We start from the raw sequence: 18,639 nt of genomic DNA on the forward strand, positions 1-18,639 counted from the left end.
GCTAGTGGACGTTCAATGATCCAAATGCAGCTTTTAAATGGACTAAATCCATTTATTATCGCTTCATGTTTGTTGGATAATAATAAAAAAATCCAATCCAGTATGGTTTAATGCTTTTACCTGTTTAAACCTTCGCTAGAGGCTGCGAGAAATACAGCGGCTTCTCATCCTCGGTCTGCTGATAGAGAACGACGAGGAGACTGGATTCCGAGCTTGCTGCTGACAGTTCTTTGCCCTGCAGCACGTCCTCCAGCAGGAAGGGCAGCTCCTCGACAACGGCGAACTTTTGCAGCTCACGTTCATTCAGCTTCAGTTCGGCAATATGCGTCGGCAGCTCCTCCGGCAGCTCGGCCAGCCTATTTAGGTGGCTTCCCCGCTGATCCTTGCCGAGACGGTCATCCCACCAAATTTTACGAGGCTTATATTTATGGCCCAGAAAGTAGTCCAGCTTCATCAAGCCAAGCACGATGTCCGGCGTCTTCAATGTGCGCTGGCCAAGGAATTCGTCCAGGCGGAGGAACAAATCCTCAAGCTGGTGACCGATGCGCTGCCAGCCCTGCTCCTCCCAATAATCTCCGAATTCCTGAAAGAAATCGAACGGAGAGTCAAACTCTACTTTCATCAAATAATTTAGCGTATAATCCATCCTGTGCGCATTCCAGTATTTCTCCAGCACATCCTCCAGCCGCTTCAGGCGGACGATGTCCGCAAAGGACAGCACGTCATTGCTCAGCATTTCGTAAGGAGCGTGCTCCATATACGTGTAGTTGTATTTCGCCGCATCGTTCCGCAGTCCGGTGCCGCGCAGCATTTTCAGGAATCCGAGCTGCAGCTCCTCCGGGCCAAGGGCGAACACGTCGTTAAATGTCTTGCGGAAGGTCGCATAATCCTCTAGCGGCAATCCGGCGATCAAATCCAAGTGCTGGTCGATTTTTCCGCTATTTTTTATCTTGGTCACGGTGCGCGTCAGCTTCGTAAAGTTCTGCCGGCGCTTCACCAGCTCATTCGTCGGATCATTCGTCGATTGCACCCCGATTTCGAAGCGGAAGATGCCCGGCGGCGCATTTTCGGCGAGGTAATCAAGCACCTCCGGCCGCATAATGTCCGCGGTAATCTCGAACTGGAACACACAGCCGCGATGGTTCTCGATCAGAAACTCAAACATTTCCATCGCATAGCTGCGGTTGATGTTAAAGGTTCGATCAAGGAATTTAATGATTTTGGCGCCGTTATCGATCAGATACAGCAGATCCGACTTCACGCGCTCGATATCGTAATAGCGCACGCCGACCTCAATGCTGGACAGGCAGAACTGGCAGCTGAACGGACAGCCGCGGCTCGTCTCGAAATAGACGATGCGTTTGCTGAGATCCGGGATATCCTCGGGAAATCGATGCGGCGAAGGCAGCGTGTTTAGATCCGATTTGGGACGTCCCGGGTTAATGATCACTTCGTCGCCTTTGCGGTAGGCGGTTCCGAATACATAGTGGAACTTCCGATCCCCGGACAGCTCCTGCAGCAGATGGTGGAAGGTCTCTTCCCCATCCCCCATCACGATGAAATCCACGCTCTTGACGCGCTCCATCCAGTACTGCGTATCATAGGACACTTCCGGCCCGCCGAGGACGATGGTCGTCTCCGGCAGCACTTTTTTCAGGATATCGACGACGCGGATCGTCTCTTCAATGTTCCAAATGTAGCAGGAGAACCCGATCACATCGGGCCTGCGCTGAAATAAATCCGATACGATATTCATCGTCGGGTCTTTGATCGTATATTCGGCGAGCTCGATATCGAAATCGTTCCCGCTGTAAGCCTTCAGCAGGCGGATAGCGAGTGAGGTGTGGATGTATTTCGCATTCAATGTAGTTAAAATAACCTTCATGATTTCACAGTCCTATTCCATATTTTGAAAAAAATCGAGAAACGCCTGTCCGTATTTCCGGTACTTCACTTCCCCGACCCCTTTAATGTTCAGCATATCCGCTTCACTGGCCGGGCAAACGATACTCATCTCGCGAAGGGTCGCATCGTTAAATATAATGTACGACGGCACGCGCTCCTTCTCCGCCAAATCCCGGCGGATCAGGCGAAGCTGCTCAAATACCGTCTCGTTGACAGCAGACGGCCCTTCGTCGTACGCTCCTCTGCGGCGACGGCTGCTTCCGGCCGTCTGAGCCGCGGCAGGCTCCGGCTCGCGCATCATCACCTGATGCTGCCCCTTCAGCACATCGACCGCCAAAGGCTGCAGCCGCACGACCGGGTACTGTCCCTCGGACAGGGCAAGATAGCCTTCGGCTATAAAGACATTGATGAGCTCGGAAATTTCTTTCTCAGTGCGCCTTGGCATCATGCCGTAGGTCGGCAGGCTGTCAAAGCCGTATTGCAGCACCTTTTTATTGCGAGAGCCCTTAAGCACCGAGGCAACCAGCGTGACACCGAAGCGTTCCCTCATCCGGTGGATGCAGGAGAAAACGATTTGGGCATCGCGGGTCATGTCGACCAGCTCGCGCTCATCCGTACAGGAGCTGCAAATGCCGCAGGGCTTCCGATCATGGTTCTCCCCAAAGTAATCGAGCATGCCCCAGCGCAGGCAGCTGGTCGAGTAGCAGTATTCGATCATCTGCTGCAGCTTGCGGTACTCATTGCGCTTGCGCCCTTCATCCTGCGGGTTCTGCTCGATCAGGAATTTCTGCGTCATGATGTCCTGCGGACTGAACAGCAGAATGCAATCGCTCGGCTCGCCATCCCGCCCGGCGCGGCCGGCCTCCTGCACATAAGCTTCCATATTCTTCGGCATATTAAAGTGAATCACGTAACGGACGTTGGACTTATCGATCCCCATGCCAAAGGCATTCGTCGCGACCATCACGCGGATATCGTCATAGAGAAACGCTTCCTGGCTCGCATCCCGCTCATTGTCGGACAGCCCGGCGTGGTATCGTCCAGCCGGAATGCCGCTCTGCCGCAAACGCTCGTAAAGGTCGTCCACCTCTTTGCGGGTCGCCGCGTAGACGATGCCCGGCTGATGACCGTGCGACTTCGCATAGTTCAGCACGAATTCACGCTTGTTCTCGCCGCGCAGCACGGACATGGCCAAATTGTCGCGGCCCAGTCCGGTGACGAATACTTCCGGCTCGCGCAGCTGGAGCAGCCGGGTCATATCGTCCATGACCTCCGGCGTCGCCGTCGCCGTAAAGGCGGCCACGATCGGCCGCTCAGGCAGCCCGTTTACGAACGGCGCTACGGCAAGGTAGCTTGTCCGGAAGTCATGGCCCCATTGCGATACGCAGTGGGCCTCATCGACAGCGACGCAGGAGATCGTCAGGCTGCCCATCTCCTCGCGGAACCAGTCGAGCTCCAGCCGCTCCGGGGCGACGTACAGCAGCTTGAGGTCGCCCCTTCTCGCTGCTCGGATACGTTCATTCACTTCCTTGCCGGACAGCGTGCTATTAATATAAGCCGCGGATACGCCGGCTGTAGTGAGCGCGTCCACCTGATCCTTCATTAACGAAATGAGCGGCGAGACGACCAGCGTCAAGCCGGGCAGCATGAGCGCCGGGATTTGGTAGCAGATCGACTTCCCGCCGCCTGTCGGCATGATGCCGAGCGTGTCAGCGCCGGACAAGACGCTCTCGACGATTTTTCGCTGGCCTTCCCGGAAATCCGGGTAGCCGTAATATTTTTGCAAATAAGATTTGGCTTGTTCCATTAAAGTGGATTGCATATTCATTCGAAATAAGCTCCTTACTCATAACCATCGTTCTTGCATACGTTCCTTATTCAGTTTACCGGGAGTGGGCGCGTTGGGCAAACCATTTTGATTTTTTTGTGGATGCTTTGGAAAAGCTGGTAGCTTGAAGTCCATTGAAAAGTCTAGTTGCATGAGGGTGTTTGTTATAAGCGCTGCCTCATTCTCGGGACGTCAAGCTTGTAGTCTTCCTTTCCGCCCTCTGCATGGTGGTTGTCCGTTCAGCATGGTATATTGGATTTGTACAATTCATAACAGGATGGAGCTAACTTAACTATGAAGGAATCGCCAGGATCCCATAATAAACATAAAAATAATCATAAACATAATAATCAACCCCATAAATCTAAATCCAACCAGTCGAGCGGGAAATCAGCTATATCCGGGGACTTCCGTGGAGCGCGGCAACAGGAGTCACGCAGCAGTAAGCAATATCAACCGCATAGCGCGAAGAACGAAGCACAACGAAAGCAGCAAGAGCTTCGCACTGCCAAGCCGAACAAATCCCACCAGGCAAGGCCGGACAGACTTCGCAGCGCTAAAGGGCAGCAGCCTCGCATCTCTGGACGCGAGCATGCCGAGGAGCTGCGAACCGGCGATCAGATCGTTGTCACGATCAAGCGGCTTGGCATCAATGGCGAGGGGGTTGGCTATTTCCGGCGCAAGGCCGTTTTTATTACGGGAGGTCTGCCGGGTGAAGTCATTCAAGCCAAGGTGACCCGGGTCGAGAACAAGTTCATCGGCGCAGAAATGACAAAAATCGAGAAGCGCTCGCCACAGCGTGTAGACGCTCCCTGCCCGGTGTTCGGCATTTGCGGCGGCTGCCAGATTCAGCATATATCGTATCCGGGACAGCTTACGGACAAGGAGGAGATCGTCCGCGAAGCGTTCTCGCGTTATGCCGGCTTGCAAGAAATTCGCATGAAGCCGATTCTCGGCATGGAGCATCCTTGGGGATATCGCAACAAAGCCCAGCTTCAGCTGGGCATGCAGGAGGAAGGCGTCATCGCTGGACTGTATGCCGCGGATTCACATAAGCTGATCGACATTACGGGCTGTCCGATCCAGCACCCAAAGGTGAATGAGGCGGTCGACAAGACACGCAATGTATTGCAGCGGCTGAATATTCCCGTCTATCAGGAGAAAGGCAATCAAGGGCTCGTACGCACGATCGTCGTCCGCTGGGGCTTCCAATCCGGGCAGCTGCAAGTGACGCTAGTGGCCGCAAACGAGCGCATTCCGCGGCTGGATCAGCTCATTAAAGAGCTTAGATTGGCCATGCCAGAGCTCACTAGTATTGCGCTGAATGTCAATCCGAAGAACACTTCACTCGTGTTCGGCAACAAAACGACGATTCTGTGGGGCAAGGACAGCATTGAGGAGGCACTGGGCGATCTGGAGTTCACCCTCTCCCCTCGCGCCTTCTTCCAGCTTAACCCCCTGCAGACGGTCAAGCTGTATGAATCGGTACGCACGGCGGCTGCCCTCACGGGCAAGGAAATCGTCGTAGACGCCTACTGCGGCACAGGCACAATCGGGCTGTGGCTCGCTCCTTACGCCAGCGAGGTTCGCGGCATCGAGTCGATTCCCGAAGCGGTGGAGGACGCTAAGGCAAACGCGGCCCGCAACGGACGCGATAACGCCTCCTTCTACGAGGGACATGCCGAGGAGCTGCTCCCACGCTGGGTGAAGTCCGGCTTCAAGCCCGACGTCATCATCGCCGACCCGCCGCGTACCGGGCTTGATCCGCGCTTCATCGACGCGGTGCTGCGAACGAAGCCGAAGCGCTTCGTATACGTATCGTGCAATCCTTCGACCTTGGCGAAGGACTGCAAGGAGCTGCTCGACGGCGGCTACTCGCTGGAGTGGGTGCAGCCAGTGGATATGTTCCCGCAGACGAGTCATGTGGAGACAGTATGTTTAATGCAAAGCAAAGCGTAGGAAACAAATCAGGATGGAAAGACTATGAAATAAGGGTTTAGGAGCATGATATTATTATTTTGAAGTTTCGCCAATTTCAAGGAGGTTTCATTATGATAAATGAAAAAAGGGAGTTATCACCAGAACAACGTGAAGAACTACTCAGATCATTGAAAACCCGTTTTGAGAAAAACATGAACCGCCATAAAGGATTTGAATGGGCTGAAGTACAAGAAAAGCTGGAAGCTAGTACTGTAAAACTGTGGTCGCTCCATGAAATGGAAAGAACCGGCGGAGAACCAGATGTTGTTGGTCATGATAATAAGACAGGCGAATACATTTTTTATGATTGTTCAGCGGAAAGTCCTAAAGGCCGCAGAAGTGTTTGTTACGACCATGAAGCGCTGGAGTCAAGGAAACAACATAAACCGGAAAATAGCGCTATTAATATGGCGGCTGCCATGGGCATTGAGCTTTTAACGGAAGAACAATATAGAGAGCTGCAGAAACTTGGAAATTTCGATACGAAAACATCAAGCTGGGTGAAAACACCTTCAGAGATTAGAAAACTCGGTGGTGCCATCTTTGCTGATTTTCGCTACGGCAATGTCTTCGTGTATCATAACGGTGCGGAATCTTACTATGGCGCCAGGGGGTTCCGTGGCTCGCTCAGAGTCTAAATTTTGCAGAGACAGTGAAGTGTGATGACTAATATTACCAGATGAATCAAAATATTATTAAGGCTCAAGCAATCATATGCTTGAGCTTGTTTAGGTTTCATGAATTCTATAGAAAGCAACCCCCGTAAATGCATTAAACTCCGGTCTGCTGTATGGAGTGAACTATGCTGTAAACAATTTGGAGTCAGAAATTTTTCTAAACAATGATCCGTATTTAATTTCTCTGAACGGTGGTTATTGTTTTTGATATCTGTCATCGCATCTTGACTTGTATTTTATATTGTTATATTTGTATAATATACTAAACGAAAGTAGGTAAATAATTTGGATGCTATTCACATTAGAATAGGACAAAACTTGCAACGCTTGAGAAAGCAAAGGCAGTTAAGTTTAGGCAAAGTGGCAGATTTAACTGGAGTTAGCAAGGGGATGCTGCATCAAATCGAACGAGGGGACACACAGCCGACAGTAACCACCGTTTGGAAAATTGCTACGGGACTTAATATTTCTTTTTCATCACTAATAAAAGACGATGATTCTACAATATCCATTGTTAATCGAAAGAAAGAACCTGATATAACAGAGGATAATGGTAATTGTCTCGTTTATGTATTATTTCCGTTCAACCCACAAACCCAAATTGAAATTTTCACGATTGTATTAAAACCTAAAGCAAGCTATGTTTCTACTCCACACAATGAGGGGGTTTTAGAGTACATTACTGTTGTTTCAGGAGAGTTTAAGATTATGGTTAAGGATGACGCATATACTTTACATGCAGGAGACGCGATACGGTTTGCAGGTAATGTTCTGCATCAATATATTAATGACACGAATGAGGATGTGGTCATACAAGTCGTCATGCATTATCCAGATTCGTAAGGGAAAGAAAGAACAGAAATTTAGGTGATCGAATAATAGGAGGTAAACATGTTGATGAGTCAACTTAAAGAAAGCGCACAACAGGTTCAAAACAAGCTAATAGAGTTAGGTTATCCTAATAAAGTAATAGAATTACCAGATAGCACAAGAACTGCTCAGGAAGCTGCCGACGCGATAGGCTGTAAGGTTGCACATATAGCTAAGTCAATTATCTTTCGACTAAAAAATTCCGACAAACCGTTATTGGTTGTAGCAAGTGGAGTAAATCGAATTAATGAGAAACAGATTGGTAACCAACTCGGTGAGAAATTAGGAAAAGCTGACGCTGATTTTGTCCGTGAACACACAGGATTTGTTATTGGGGGCGTCCCACCTTTAGGGCATATAGAGTCAATCCTAACTCTTATTGACGAAGACTTGTTTCAATATGATGAGATATGGGCTGCGGCCGGACATCCAAGGGCAGTGTTTGAATTAACACCCGAACAATTAATGCAAATGACCAAAGGCAAAGTAATCTGTGTAAAATAAATACGAAGTTAACGATACAATCCCTTATTTATAGCTAAAACAACAAAAAAATGGAGCAAAAATGATTCTGCTCCATCTTTTTGTAGATTGATTTATTACTTCACTTGATCCAAGTTCTTGTTCCTTGCCATCCGTCATTCTTGTCTATATTAAATGCGATTACCATATGGTTGTATTTCCCTTTGATAAAAGTCATATAATTGATTAATAGAAGAACTTGAGAGGATATGACTGGATCGTTCAATTTTCTTACGTTCCCAATCGAACCAACGCATTTCCTTTAATTTTTCGATTTCTTTGTCTGTGAAGCGTTTCTTTATCTCTTTAGCAGGGTTGCCGCCTACTATCGTATATGGTGGGACATCTTTTACAACAACCGATCCTGCCGCAACAATGGCACCTTCACCTATTTTCACACCGGGCATAATCATTGCATTCATGCCAATCCAGGAATCACTTTCGATGATTGTATCCCCTTTTGGTTCGTAAGAGGCTTCAATCTGCTCCACAAACGGATACACGGTAATCCATTCAGGATGATGATTGTGATTTCCACCCATTAAAATAATTACACCACTTGCAATGCATACGTAATTTCCTATAATCAATTTATCTAAATGCCAACCATAGTCTTCGGTGGGGTTAAATAACTTTCTTGATTTTTCATCTCCCCAAAGGTATCTAACGCACCCATCTTCAAAATCATGATTATCGTAATAACCAGAGTAGTAGGAGTATTCCCCTACTTCAATCATTGGGTTAGTGACAATATCCTTTAGATACTTGATTTCCGACCAGTGGTTAAACCGATGTTGTTTCATTTTTACCCCTCGCTTCTAAGTAATATAAATATTTTTTTACTTAGAAGCTTAATGCAGTAGCAACATTCTTAAACCGTTTCAAACGACGAACCATCGTTCTCATCCTTTTCCTATTTGATGGGGACATTGTAACAAACGAATCTTTTGTTGGTCAAATCATACCTCACTGCCCTAACTTATTGGAGGATCGAAACACTAATTACTCTTGACTATAAGAGCCCCTTTTTCCTTATCCATATTTACGGCAGTGTTGCTTATCATTTCAAGGTCGGATTGCGAGATTCCCCCACACTCATGGCCACTGTATTTCAGCAAGTTGCTTCCTCCGTTCTTTTGGAGGGACCAGTCTTTCAATTTCCTGACAGTGTAAGTGTCTGTGCCCACTTGCCAATCTATAGGCGCTGAGTAATTTTGGGATTTTGATACCTTGTATCCCAGCAGAGTCAGGATATCTTCAAAATCTTTAATATGATACTGCTCTGTAGCTGCACAATAATTTACGCTATCTGCAAAAAAATAGATACCTTCTTCCTCGTAATTCTCTCCAACATCATACTCTTTGCCGTTAATTATCACATTATCGAGTTTTTTTAAATTTCCATCTATGTACTTCAGCGATTCCAGATAATCCTCCATAGTGATCCAAGTAAACGAGTCTGTCTCCTTGTTATATGTCCCATGGTATCCGCTATCATAGTTTTCCCCCTGCACTTCAACGGGAAGGAGATCATAATTATCCACATACTTAGCATAATCTATTAATGCCTGTTCTATTTTTGCTATCAGCTCTTTCATCTGGTCATCGTCGTCGTCGATTAAAGTATTGAACTTAAAGCTATAGGAAGCCCCCCATTCATGAATAAGTTGCTTCGGATGAATCGTTTTCAGTTGAAGCCCTTTTTTGGGGTGAACAAAATTTGTATAATAGTCGTCGCCTTTAAGTGGATACTCATTCATGACTAAAACAGATGTTTTCGTTTCATTCGTACTGTCTTCTTCTTGTAATCCGATTTCGTCGGGATGGAAGTATTTAAGAAGCACATCCGTTATAATTTGCTCTTTGCCTAAGCTCATGGCATATTCCATTACAGCATACCCGAAATTGGATTGATCCCCGCCTTGCGTATACCCGTAATTGCGAAATTCAAAATCTCTTTCGTTCCCCCGGTCGTCCGTAAAGCCTACAACCCACCGCAGACCCGTTCCGCTTACAGGCAGAGGGTTCGCTCTCCACTTGATTTCCTGCTTATCGATAACTTCGAATTCCCCTAAGGAATATTGGAGATAGGAATCGAATTTCTTAAGAAAATCTGTTCTGTAATGTTCCGAGCAGCCTGCCGTGATTGAAGCCAGCAGGATAGATAACAACAAAATGCATATGGATCGTTTCATGCAGCACCTCTCGCATACAGTTTAAGTCATGGACACCATTTCAATAGTTGGTATTTCTTGACTTAATACTAACCGAAGGGTAGTTTTTTTAAAAGTGCTAATCTTTTTGTAGTGCTATGGGGGGATTTATCCACATGTAGCAACCCTTTACTGTAAAAGCAGCCGTGTGAAATGTTCTTTTGAAATTATACGATTCTTCGCGCAGCAACTATAGTGCCAGACCGCCTTGCGCACGCCTTTGTACGATTCTTCGTTCAAAATTCTTGCTGCGGGCGCTTTCGAGAGCGTCTTTGTACGATTCTTCGTTCAAAACTGCCTCAACTGACCGCCTCATAAGCTCTTTTGTACGATTTTTCGTTCAAAATTGTTGCTGCAGCCGACAAGGTCGGATTCCGCTTGTTTTTACCTCCGTATAACCATCAGTTGAATAGCGGAAAAACGATAATTTGTCCTCCGGATAGGCATATGATTGCTCACACATTCTGTTATTCCTGAGCATCATTAAGATAATATTGTAAGGACTGATATGGGGGCATCTTAACAGCGTTTCTTAATAACTGAATTACTCCCCTAACGTTAGCGAGGTACTCACTAGGAGATAAAACCTCAATTAACTCTTTAGAAATATCATCGAAGGAAGGTTTATTAGTATCTTGCTCATGATTAAGGAGCAATACATACTTCTTTAGGATAGCTTTAATTTCATTAAATTGCTCCCCATTTAAGCCATTTGCAATTATCCAATCCCAGAGACGATATTGTTCCGGTTCAAGTGTAATTTGGCGTAACAAGTTCACATATAATTCCAATCGCTGTACCTTTTCTTCTAGGGATTCAGACAAATTGTTTCACCCACTTATTTTATAGAAATATAAAAACTAGAACATTCGCAATCGTATTTGCCGTCGAACTATTGATTGAACCGCCTGCTACACTCATAATAGCCTGAACGATTGCATTTTGTACTGCTTCTTCTAATTGATCACCAAGTGATGCGATAAATTTCAATTCATTAGCAATCTCGCTAGCCGCCTAATCGAACGCATCCTTCAACTTGTCACCTTGCAAATAGCTTTTGACGTCATCAATACATTTTCGATCGGAAAGTTTGTCTGCCAACGCTTCACTAGTTGTTAAATTCAGGAATATTTGATATAAAGAGATTAGGATTATTGGGTATGTGCGACTGGCGTAAATGTGGAGAACCACCAGGAAGCACATATGATCATATCAGCCGTACGCCTGGGCAAAAGTATTTGGTAAAATGACCAGATGCTTTTTTTATTTCATGAAAAGGTCAGGTGTTCTTGATGAAAATGGCTTTTATTCTGTTTGACAACATGACTGCGCTCGATTTTGTTGGCTTCTATGAAGCCGTTACCTGGTTGGGTATTCTAAACGTCAAAGAAAATGTGCGATGGGATTTTTGTTCAACGAAAGAAGAAGTCAAGGATGACCGACGATTAACTGTAAAAGTAAATCATGTTTCCCCTGATCTGTCAGGCTATGATTTAATATTTATTCCTGGAGGGTTATCCACAAGGCAGCTAAGGCATGATCCCGAATTCATTTCATGGATTCAGACGGCCAGAGATGTGGAATACAAAGTGTCCGTTTGTACAGGAGCTTTGATTTTGGGTGCGGCCGGATTTCTACATGGCAAAAAAGCAACCACGAATCCATCGGCTTACGAACTATTGGCTCCTTACTGTTCGGAAGTCGTCAAGGAACGTTGCGTAAAGGACGGGAACACATTTACTGGCGGCGGAGTGTCGGCTTCCATCGACTTAGGGCTGTATGTAATTGAATCGCTTACCAATAAAGATGTGGTTCGGCAGGTTCAAGAAAAGATGGATTATCCTTATTACCGATCAGCTAAATAAATTAAGATTATACGGTTTATATACGATTGAATAATTGAATGTTAAAGGGGAACTAAGAGGTGCATATTCGGCCGCTAGCATAAAGAACAAGTAATGCCGAAGCCATTATAAGAGAACATCTCTTCAGTTCCCCGAGTTCATTATTAAGAATTTATTTTTCCATGACAGCAAAATAATTTTCTTCATGGTCTGCAAAGTTGAACACTCGTCCGGAAGGCATATTTACGATGTCTCCGACTTTGATATTTTTATGGGATAAGTCGCTATGCAATTCATCCAGATTTTCCGTAAAAAACATTAAAGACGGTGTGCCAAGATTTAAGCCAGGCGACATTTTAGCAACGAACTCCTTATTGTGCAGAATGATGCTCGTTTCCGCCCCAGTTGGAGCTACTTCAATCCATCTCATGCCTTGGCCGTTGTCTTCTTCGGAAATTATGCTAAAACCAATTTTTTCTGTCCAAAAGTTTACGGCCTCATCCTGGTTATTGACGTATAACATAATTTGACCTACTTTGCTAATCATGGATTGTTCGCTCCTTTTACATATCTATTTTGAGTTTGATGACAAATTCTATATCCCTCAGGAACTTTCCTTTAGATTTTCAAAAATATTTTCAGAAAGGGAGGAAATCCTTATTTTTAAGACGATAAGCTATTTGGAGTTTGGTAGCCCTGTTCAGCGTCAAGCCTTCAAGGCTATCAATAAATTGAATATTGTTCACAATATGGCACAATACACACCAGTCCTATGCGGAACGATTCCCATTTCAATTGATGTTCGTAATTCAGACTTGGATATAATCATGGAAGTTTATGATTTTGAAAATTTTAAAGAAGATGTCACGCTTCTATACGGCAATTTGCCAGGATTTCTTCTTCATGAGTCAGTGATTAAAGGAACTCCGACAATTACGGCCAATTTTCGCTATGGCGGATTTGAGTTCGAATTGTTCGCCCAGCCGAGGCCCATAGAGCATCAAAATGCATATCTTCACATGTTGGTTGAACATCATCTTTTAATGACAAATCCGCACCTGAGAACGGAAATCATTCGCTTGAAGGAACGGGGGATAAAAACAGAACCAGCCTTTGCTCAAGTTCTTGGATGGAATGGCGATCCCTATGATGAGCTTCTTATTTATGGGCGGACATTAGGCATCATAAACTAACAAACTGCCCTCTTGCATTATTAGCTTTTTTGTATTACATTGATTGAGGGGTCAATGATTGACCCCTCAATCATTGAGTTCTAGATTAGATAACCTGCCTCACGCATGCAGGCTCGTTGGTTACGGAACTTAGGAGGTCATCACATGAATTCCCCCGCTTCAGATCAAGAACGCATTTTGTTCCTGCTTAAAGAGCTCTGCAATCAGTTTGGCCCCAAGTTTGAACGCAACACCAATATGAGCTTGTCCCGATTCGAGCTCTTGCATCAATTGTATCAGGAGGACGAGGTTAATCAGTCCTCTCTGCAAAAATCGGTCAATATCGACAATGCAGCCGTCACCCGTCATTTGAAGCAGCTCGAATCCCAAGGGATGGTAACTAGACGCAGAAATCCGTCCGATCATCGGGAGACCTTCGTCAGCCTGACGAAAGAAGGACGCGAACAAATCCTTAGCTGCAGTACGGAAAAGCGCTGCTTTGTGAATCAAATGCTGCAGGATTTCAGTCCAGAAGAGCTGGATACGCTGACCGATATGCTGATGCGGATTCAGCAAAATATAAGTAGATACTAGATCCTTAGGAGAGGAAGAAACTAAAATGAATACAAATACAATCCATGCTAAAGATTTCAAAGAAATCATGCTGGGGCGCCGTTCCGTCAAAAACTATGATCCAACCGTCAAAATAAGCCGCGAGGAAATGACGGAGATTCTGGCAGAAGCAACTACCGCCCCATCCTCAATCAATATGCAGCCATGGCGCTTCGTGGTTATCGACACGCCGGAAGGCAAAGCCAAACTGGCCGAGCTGGCTGGAGCCAATACGAACCAGGTCACCACATCTGCGGCTGTGATCGCCGTTTTTGGCGATATGAAGTCCATTGAAAAGGCCGATGAGATTTACGGAAAATCGGTAGAGCTTGGTTATATGCCCGAAGATGTCAAAGAGAAGCTGCTCTCTTCCATCAAACCGCTTTATGAAAAATTGCCGGATCAAACGATGCGGGACATCGTGCTTATTGATGCCGGTCTCGTCTCGATGCAGCTTATGCTCGTCGCGCGTGCTCACGGCTATGACACGAACCCGATCGGCGGATATGACAAGCAGCAGATTGCCGAAGCCTTTGGCCTCGATAAGGATCGTCACGTTCCTGTCATGATCATATCGATCGGCAAGGCCGCTACCGAAGGCCGCCCATCCTATCGTTTGCCCGTCGATGCCGTGACTACCTGGAAATAATATTCCAGCATATTAAAAACCGCCCTATAGGCGGTTTTTTTAGTGGTCTAGCGAGGTCATTTTCTGGGCAATGAGGCTAGTCATCGCGTGCTTATGGGGAATGCCGGACGAATTGCAGTCAAATACAATTTCCGAACTCTCTTGAATAAACCAGTCTTGGTAGTGCGCAAGCAGCTCGCCGGAGTGCCACTTGTATGCGTTAGGTTCTTTTTCAGGAGGAGGTGCAATAAACGGCTTATTTACAAACACATTTAAAAAATGTATACCGTTTGGATTTGTAAACTGCTTATAATTATCAAATATTTCTTGGCGAAATTCCGGTTTTATGTAGTGCAGGACACCACTAGAAAAGATAACGTCAAACTGCTGATCCAAACGATAATCTAAAATATCGGCCTTAAACACATTAACATGGACACCGATCTGATCAGCCAATCTTTTGGTTTTCTCGATGCCTGCGTCTGAAACGTCGAAGGCTGTAACCTCATACCCGTTTCTTGCAAAGAACACGGCATCTTTGCCCTCACCGCAGCCAATATCCAGCAACTTTATGGGTTTCGTAGGCGGCATCCTTTGCAGCACCTGGTAGCATGCTTGGTTAGGTTCAGTGCCCCAGTAATAATCCTGCGTCAGGTAGGCTTCCTCATAAATGGTAATCGGCCTATCCTGCGAGGCGTACCCGAGCAGCTTGTCGATGCTTACCTCCAAGGTTCTTGATAACTGAGGCAGCAGCGCAATATCGGGCATGGTCTGAGCATTTTCCCATTTAGATACGGCTTGAAATGAAACCCCTAGTATTTGCGCAAGTTCCTCTTGTGTAAGTCCTTTTTCTTTGCGGTATATGTTTATATTTCTTGCTAATTTTTCTTTCATTATTTCTCACGCCCCTTTCGTAATCCCATTTTATTGGAGCTGCTAGGAGGGGACAATAACTTCATATTTGATTTTCTATAATATTCAACCACGAGTTGAACGAAATCATCATTTTGTGTTATAAGATGATGTACTATTGCCGGCCTAACACTCCGTCACTCTTTGTCAGCGATGCTCGACCGGATGTATTCGGCGCGTTCTTCGATGCTGCAACGCGGAAGCTCGACTAATTCGTATCCAAGCTCGGTGTAAACGGCTGCCATCGTGTCAAAGGTTCGGCAAGCTGTCTTCAGATCCTGTTTTCGCTCGGCATCCTGACGATAAATGTCCGGCCAGGGCGGGGCGATAAAGACGCGTTTATTGTAGCGAAATAATTCGCCAGCGCGCTGGATATGAACCGGAACATCCAACCCCTCCAGTCGAAGATACCCGATGACGTCAGGCACACCTCGATCAAACAGCACGGGGGCGGTATTTCCTTGCTTCAATTCTTGTCGGTATGAACGCGCTTCCCAAGATAGCATAAGCTCTGCGAAGAGTATTCTGTCTTTCCAAGGCAGAGCGGCACCGCCAATCATCGTCTGCTCCTGAATGATGCTTCGTCCCGCTTCGACCGACCGCTTGAAGCCTTGCCCTTCGAGATAATCGAGGAGCGTACTCTTCCCAGAGCCAGGGCCACCTGTGATGACAAAAAAATGATGTCCTTCTAACTGCATAAAATCCTCCTTAGATAGAGCTTGGATAGGCGAGTTCGGCCCGTCCGTGATTTCGTTAAACGTAGAATGAATAGAATAGGTGCGGTCAACTTTCAAGGATGGCGAAGCAATAAGCATCGGATGTGGTGACAAATGAGGATTGCAGCGGCGTATGTTGTAGGCATATGCAATCTGTAAGAGGTGAACTACGGAGTAATTAAATTCTATGGAGCATTATATCATACAGTCGAAAAACATGGTGGTGTAGAAATGGGCTTTTCGCCTTGTCACCAAAGTCTTAGAAAATCCCGAATCAAGCTCCTTGCTGACATCCATAATGATAAAGTACAAAACATCTTGTTTCAAAGTGCTGAATTTAACGCAATCAATAATGCCCTTCATAACGGAAGCGCGTTGGAGGATTTATGACGGACCCTTTAGTAGTATTCGCGCCTGAGAAAATCTCTGGAACTTCATCATCGTGATCAATAAAAGCGATAAACCCGTCTTGAAAGGAAGGCTCAAAATGAATATTGCCATACTAGGCGTTTTTCATTTATTCATTGACAATGCCCTCCAGTTTCCTTAGAATCTAATTTAACATATATCTAATTAGATGATTGTTAAATCTAGTACGGAGGTGTCCTGGTTTGCAACTAGACAAGGTCGTGACCTACCATAAGGCACTCGCCGATCCTACTAGGATTCGAATGCTGATTTTACTTGCGGACGGCGAACGGAATGGTCAGGAGCTAGCAAAGAGGCTTGGCGTAACCCCGGCTACCATTACTCACCACGCTGCAAAGCTGCGAGAAGCGAGCCTGATTAACGAACGCAGAGACAAGAATACAATTTTTTTCTCACTAAACCATTATTTTCTGAAAAATAACGCCGACGCCACGCTCAATTTGATTAACCGGGCATCCGAAGGAGGAACAGGCATGTTGAATGAGCAGCAGCAACACATGAAGGAATCTGTCATTAGGAACTTTTTTACTACTGAAGGCCGGTTGAAGAGCATTCCTGCCCAGCTTAAGAAGAAGCTGATTGTACTCGAGCATTTGGTCTCCCGGCTGGAAACCGGCCGCAAGTACAGCGAGCCGGAAATGAATGCGTTCATCAAGAACTATCACGAGGATTTTGCCACGATTCGCAGGGAATTTATTATGCACCAGTTCATGTTCAGGGAGAATGATATTTATGAGCTTAACCCGCAGGAAATGTGGGCGAAGTGGGAGATACTTTCGTGAAGGTCAAAGCAAACATAGGAAAAGCGGGAGCATATTGAACATGCACCCGCTTTACTATTGTTTCTCACAAACGTACAGAAACTTTATGGCTTGAGCCGATTGAATTTACTTACTCCTCGCTCCACTTAAGGAAGCACATTCCCCGCAGCGCGGTAAATTTCGTACCATTCTTCACGGGTTAGCGTAATATCGGCTGCCTTGCTGCAATCCTGGATTCTTTCCAGATTCATCGTCCCGGTCACCGGCTGCATCTTCGCCGGATGACGGAGAAGCCACGCAATCGCGATCGTCGTGTTGGAAACCTCGTATTTCGCGGAGATTTCATCGATTTTCCGGTTCAGCTCCGGGAACTTCTCGCTGCCAAGGAATACACCCTCGAAGAAACCGTATTGGAAAGGCGACCATGGTTGAATCGTGATATCATGCAATCGGCAATAATCCAAAATGCTGCCATCACGGTTCACTGCAGCAGCGTTCTCCATATTGACGTTAATTCCATTTGAAATCATGGTTGCGTTCGTGATGCTCAACTGCAGCTGGTTGGCAACTAGCGGCTGTTTTACATACTTTTTAAGAAGCTCGATCTGCATCGGATTTTGGTTGGATACTCCGAAGTGTCGTACTTTGCCTGAGCTCTCAAGCTGGTCGAAAGCCTCTGCCACCTCTTCCGGCTCCACCAAAGCATCGGGACGGTGCAATAGCAGCACATCGAGATAATCCGTTTTCAATCTTTTCAGGATACCGTCTACCGAATTTAATATATGCTCTTTAGAGAAATCGAACATCCCCTGGCGAATGCCGCATTTGGACTGCAGGATGATTTTCTCGCGGACGTCGTCATTCATCTGGATCGCATCGGCGAAAATCTCCTCGCATTGGCCCCCGCCGTAAATATCTGCGTGGTCAAAGAAATTTGCACCGGCTTCGAGCGCCGTCCGAACAAACTTCTCCGCCTCAGCTTGTCCCAGCGAATTAATGCGCATACAGCCAACGGCAATCACCGGCACCTCTAGGTTGCTGGTTCCAAGTTTCATTGTTCTCATCGTTTATATCCTCCTCGTCTTGACCTTTTGAATCATCATCATGTATTGTACAATAGAATTTTAAAGCTTAAAGTTAACTTCAAGTCAAGAGTTTGCTGCTCCTGTTTGAAATATATGAAGGGAAGATGCCAATGAGCTACTCCATTAAACAAGTATCTGAACGCACCAAACTGGCCAGTCACACACTGCGCTATTATGAAAAAGAAGGCCTGCTGCCGTTCGTCAAACGAAGCGAGGGCGGAATTCGCCGCTTCTCCGATGATGATTTGGAGTGGCTGGGATTAATCTGCTGCCTGAAGGAAACCGGTATGCCTATAAAGCAAATCAAGGAATTCGTTGACTTAAGCCTACTAGGCGGCGATACGCTAAAGCAGCGCTGCGAGATGTTAATCAAGCACAAAAAAAGCGTAGAAGATGAAATCAAAACGATGGAAAAGCACCTGCAAAAAGTGACGATGAAAATCAACCACTTCACCGCGCAGTATGAGGAGCACACTCGCCCTTGA

The 18,639-nt window shown here is 46.1% G+C and carries 19 protein-coding genes and 1 riboswitch; of the genes, 10 read left to right on the plus strand and 9 right to left on the minus strand.

The genetic code is table 11. The features are described from left to right. Nucleotides 1-124 precede the first annotated feature (124 nt). Nucleotides 125-1,885, minus strand: a complete 1,761-nt coding sequence (locus ACE3MQ_RS22950; RefSeq protein ID WP_379397124.1) for a B12-binding domain-containing radical SAM protein — start codon at nucleotides 1,883-1,885, stop codon at nucleotides 125-127. A 12-nt stretch (nucleotides 1,886-1,897) separates the two neighbouring features. Further along, nucleotides 1,898-3,733: a DNA helicase RecQ gene (gene recQ / locus ACE3MQ_RS22955; RefSeq protein ID WP_379397126.1), complete on the minus strand. Its 1,836-nt coding sequence runs from the start codon at nucleotides 3,731-3,733 to the stop codon at nucleotides 1,898-1,900. Nucleotides 3,734-4,027: 294 nt separating this feature from the next. Here recQ and rlmD point away from each other — a divergent pair, with 294 nt between their 5' ends. From rlmD to ACE3MQ_RS22975, 4 genes are all read left to right on the plus strand, one after another. After that, nucleotides 4,028-5,692, plus strand: a complete 1,665-nt coding sequence (gene rlmD / locus ACE3MQ_RS22960) for a 23S rRNA (uracil(1939)-C(5))-methyltransferase RlmD (RefSeq protein ID WP_379397129.1) — start codon at nucleotides 4,028-4,030, stop codon at nucleotides 5,690-5,692. A 92-nt stretch (nucleotides 5,693-5,784) separates the two neighbouring features. After that, the gene (locus tag ACE3MQ_RS22965; protein ID WP_379397131.1) at nucleotides 5,785-6,351 is read left to right on the plus strand and encodes a DUF4256 domain-containing protein; all 567 of its coding nucleotides are present in this window, start codon (nucleotides 5,785-5,787) and stop codon (nucleotides 6,349-6,351) included. 324 nt (nucleotides 6,352-6,675) lie between these two features. After that, nucleotides 6,676-7,233 carry a helix-turn-helix domain-containing protein gene (locus tag ACE3MQ_RS22970; RefSeq protein WP_379397133.1) on the plus strand — a complete coding sequence of 186 codons (558 nt, stop codon included), beginning with the start codon at nucleotides 6,676-6,678 and terminating at the stop codon, nucleotides 7,231-7,233. A gap of 54 nt (nucleotides 7,234-7,287) precedes the next feature. After that, on the plus strand, nucleotides 7,288-7,764 hold the full coding sequence (locus ACE3MQ_RS22975) for a YbaK/EbsC family protein (protein WP_379397135.1): 477 nt from the start codon (nucleotides 7,288-7,290) through the stop codon (nucleotides 7,762-7,764). Between the two features lie 149 nt (nucleotides 7,765-7,913). On the opposite strand, the gene ACE3MQ_RS22980 is transcribed toward ACE3MQ_RS22975, so the two are convergent. The 3 genes from ACE3MQ_RS22980 to ACE3MQ_RS22990 form a co-directional block, all read right to left on the minus strand. Continuing rightward, entirely contained in the window at nucleotides 7,914-8,585 is a 672-nt protein-coding gene (locus tag ACE3MQ_RS22980) for a CatB-related O-acetyltransferase (protein ID WP_379397137.1), read from the minus strand. 195 nt (nucleotides 8,586-8,780) lie between these two features. After that, nucleotides 8,781-9,977, minus strand: coding sequence for a hypothetical protein (locus ACE3MQ_RS22985; RefSeq protein ID WP_379397139.1), 1,197 nt, complete (start codon nucleotides 9,975-9,977; stop codon nucleotides 8,781-8,783). 485 nt (nucleotides 9,978-10,462) lie between these two features. Then, nucleotides 10,463-10,819 (minus strand): hypothetical protein, encoded by a 357-nt coding sequence (locus ACE3MQ_RS22990; RefSeq protein ID WP_379397141.1) that lies wholly within the window; start codon nucleotides 10,817-10,819, stop codon nucleotides 10,463-10,465. Between the two features lie 330 nt (nucleotides 10,820-11,149). Then, nucleotides 11,150-11,232, plus strand: a riboswitch (ZMP/ZTP riboswitch). 55 nt (nucleotides 11,233-11,287) lie between these two features. On the opposite strand from ACE3MQ_RS22990, the gene ACE3MQ_RS22995 reads away from it, so the two are divergent. Beyond that, a complete protein-coding gene (locus ACE3MQ_RS22995; RefSeq protein WP_379397143.1) occupies nucleotides 11,288-11,860 on the plus strand; it encodes a DJ-1/PfpI family protein in 573 nt (190 codons plus the stop codon). Between the two features lie 151 nt (nucleotides 11,861-12,011). Here the strand turns inward: ACE3MQ_RS22995 and ACE3MQ_RS23000 are convergent, their stop codons facing one another. Then, nucleotides 12,012-12,386 carry a VOC family protein gene (locus ACE3MQ_RS23000; protein ID WP_379397145.1) on the minus strand — a complete coding sequence of 125 codons (375 nt, stop codon included), beginning with the start codon at nucleotides 12,384-12,386 and terminating at the stop codon, nucleotides 12,012-12,014. A gap of 112 nt (nucleotides 12,387-12,498) precedes the next feature. Here ACE3MQ_RS23000 and ACE3MQ_RS23005 point away from each other — a divergent pair, with 112 nt between their 5' ends. The 3 genes from ACE3MQ_RS23005 (at nucleotide 12,499) to ACE3MQ_RS23015 (ending at nucleotide 14,272) form a co-directional block, all read left to right on the plus strand. Next, on the plus strand, nucleotides 12,499-13,032 hold the full coding sequence (locus ACE3MQ_RS23005; protein ID WP_379397342.1) for a DUF4269 domain-containing protein: 534 nt from the start codon (nucleotides 12,499-12,501) through the stop codon (nucleotides 13,030-13,032). Between the two features lie 144 nt (nucleotides 13,033-13,176). Continuing rightward, the gene (locus ACE3MQ_RS23010; RefSeq protein WP_379397147.1) at nucleotides 13,177-13,605 is read left to right on the plus strand and encodes a MarR family winged helix-turn-helix transcriptional regulator; all 429 of its coding nucleotides are present in this window, start codon (nucleotides 13,177-13,179) and stop codon (nucleotides 13,603-13,605) included. Between the two features lie 25 nt (nucleotides 13,606-13,630). Continuing rightward, on the plus strand, nucleotides 13,631-14,272 hold the full coding sequence (locus ACE3MQ_RS23015) for a nitroreductase family protein (protein WP_379397149.1): 642 nt from the start codon (nucleotides 13,631-13,633) through the stop codon (nucleotides 14,270-14,272). A 39-nt stretch (nucleotides 14,273-14,311) separates the two neighbouring features. Here ACE3MQ_RS23015 and ACE3MQ_RS23020 read toward each other — a convergent pair whose 3' ends face one another. Continuing rightward, nucleotides 14,312-15,145, minus strand: coding sequence for a methyltransferase domain-containing protein (locus tag ACE3MQ_RS23020; RefSeq protein ID WP_379397151.1), 834 nt, complete (start codon nucleotides 15,143-15,145; stop codon nucleotides 14,312-14,314). A gap of 155 nt (nucleotides 15,146-15,300) precedes the next feature. Continuing rightward, entirely contained in the window at nucleotides 15,301-15,861 is a 561-nt protein-coding gene (locus ACE3MQ_RS23025; RefSeq protein WP_379397153.1) for an AAA family ATPase, read from the minus strand. 629 nt (nucleotides 15,862-16,490) lie between these two features. Between ACE3MQ_RS23025 and ACE3MQ_RS23030 the strand changes: the two genes are divergently transcribed. Continuing rightward, entirely contained in the window at nucleotides 16,491-17,090 is a 600-nt protein-coding gene (locus ACE3MQ_RS23030) for a DUF2087 domain-containing protein (RefSeq protein WP_379397155.1), read from the plus strand. A gap of 125 nt (nucleotides 17,091-17,215) precedes the next feature. Here the strand turns inward: ACE3MQ_RS23030 and ACE3MQ_RS23035 are convergent, their stop codons facing one another. Next, nucleotides 17,216-18,133 (minus strand): aldo/keto reductase, encoded by a 918-nt coding sequence (locus ACE3MQ_RS23035; RefSeq protein ID WP_379397158.1) that lies wholly within the window; start codon nucleotides 18,131-18,133, stop codon nucleotides 17,216-17,218. A 131-nt stretch (nucleotides 18,134-18,264) separates the two neighbouring features. Between ACE3MQ_RS23035 and ACE3MQ_RS23040 the strand changes: the two genes are divergently transcribed. Further along, nucleotides 18,265-18,639 (plus strand): MerR family transcriptional regulator, encoded by a 375-nt coding sequence (locus ACE3MQ_RS23040; protein WP_379397160.1) that lies wholly within the window; start codon nucleotides 18,265-18,267, stop codon nucleotides 18,637-18,639.

Source organism: Paenibacillus lentus (assembly GCF_042714055.1).
GTDB classification, from domain to species: domain Bacteria; phylum Bacillota; class Bacilli; order Paenibacillales; family Paenibacillaceae; genus Fontibacillus; species Fontibacillus lentus_A.

What these genes read in the sequence shown, in the direction of transcription:
- ACE3MQ_RS22995 (WP_379397143.1), top strand. Translation starts at nt 11,288, where the DNA reads ATGAAAATGGCTTTTATTCTGTTTGACAACATGACTGCGCTCGATTTT.
- rlmD (WP_379397129.1), top strand. Translation starts at nt 4,028, where the DNA reads ATGAAGGAATCGCCAGGATCCCATAATAAACATAAAAATAATCATAAA.
- ACE3MQ_RS23025 (WP_379397153.1), bottom strand. Translation starts at nt 15,861, where the DNA reads ATGCAGTTAGAAGGACATCATTTTTTTGTCATCACAGGTGGCCCTGGC.
- recQ (WP_379397126.1), bottom strand. Translation starts at nt 3,733, where the DNA reads ATGAATATGCAATCCACTTTAATGGAACAAGCCAAATCTTATTTGCAA.
- ACE3MQ_RS22980 (WP_379397137.1), bottom strand. Translation starts at nt 8,585, where the DNA reads ATGAAACAACATCGGTTTAACCACTGGTCGGAAATCAAGTATCTAAAG.
- ACE3MQ_RS23015 (WP_379397149.1), top strand. Translation starts at nt 13,631, where the DNA reads ATGAATACAAATACAATCCATGCTAAAGATTTCAAAGAAATCATGCTG.
- ACE3MQ_RS23010 (WP_379397147.1), top strand. Translation starts at nt 13,177, where the DNA reads ATGAATTCCCCCGCTTCAGATCAAGAACGCATTTTGTTCCTGCTTAAA.
- ACE3MQ_RS23000 (WP_379397145.1), bottom strand. Translation starts at nt 12,386, where the DNA reads ATGATTAGCAAAGTAGGTCAAATTATGTTATACGTCAATAACCAGGAT.
- ACE3MQ_RS22950 (WP_379397124.1), bottom strand. Translation starts at nt 1,885, where the DNA reads ATGAAGGTTATTTTAACTACATTGAATGCGAAATACATCCACACCTCA.
- ACE3MQ_RS22975 (WP_379397135.1), top strand. Translation starts at nt 7,288, where the DNA reads ATGAGTCAACTTAAAGAAAGCGCACAACAGGTTCAAAACAAGCTAATA.
- ACE3MQ_RS23020 (WP_379397151.1), bottom strand. Translation starts at nt 15,145, where the DNA reads ATGAAAGAAAAATTAGCAAGAAATATAAACATATACCGCAAAGAAAAA.
- ACE3MQ_RS22965 (WP_379397131.1), top strand. Translation starts at nt 5,785, where the DNA reads ATGATAAATGAAAAAAGGGAGTTATCACCAGAACAACGTGAAGAACTA.
- ACE3MQ_RS23035 (WP_379397158.1), bottom strand. Translation starts at nt 18,133, where the DNA reads ATGAGAACAATGAAACTTGGAACCAGCAACCTAGAGGTGCCGGTGATT.
- ACE3MQ_RS23040 (WP_379397160.1), top strand. Translation starts at nt 18,265, where the DNA reads ATGAGCTACTCCATTAAACAAGTATCTGAACGCACCAAACTGGCCAGT.
- ACE3MQ_RS22985 (WP_379397139.1), bottom strand. Translation starts at nt 9,977, where the DNA reads ATGAAACGATCCATATGCATTTTGTTGTTATCTATCCTGCTGGCTTCA.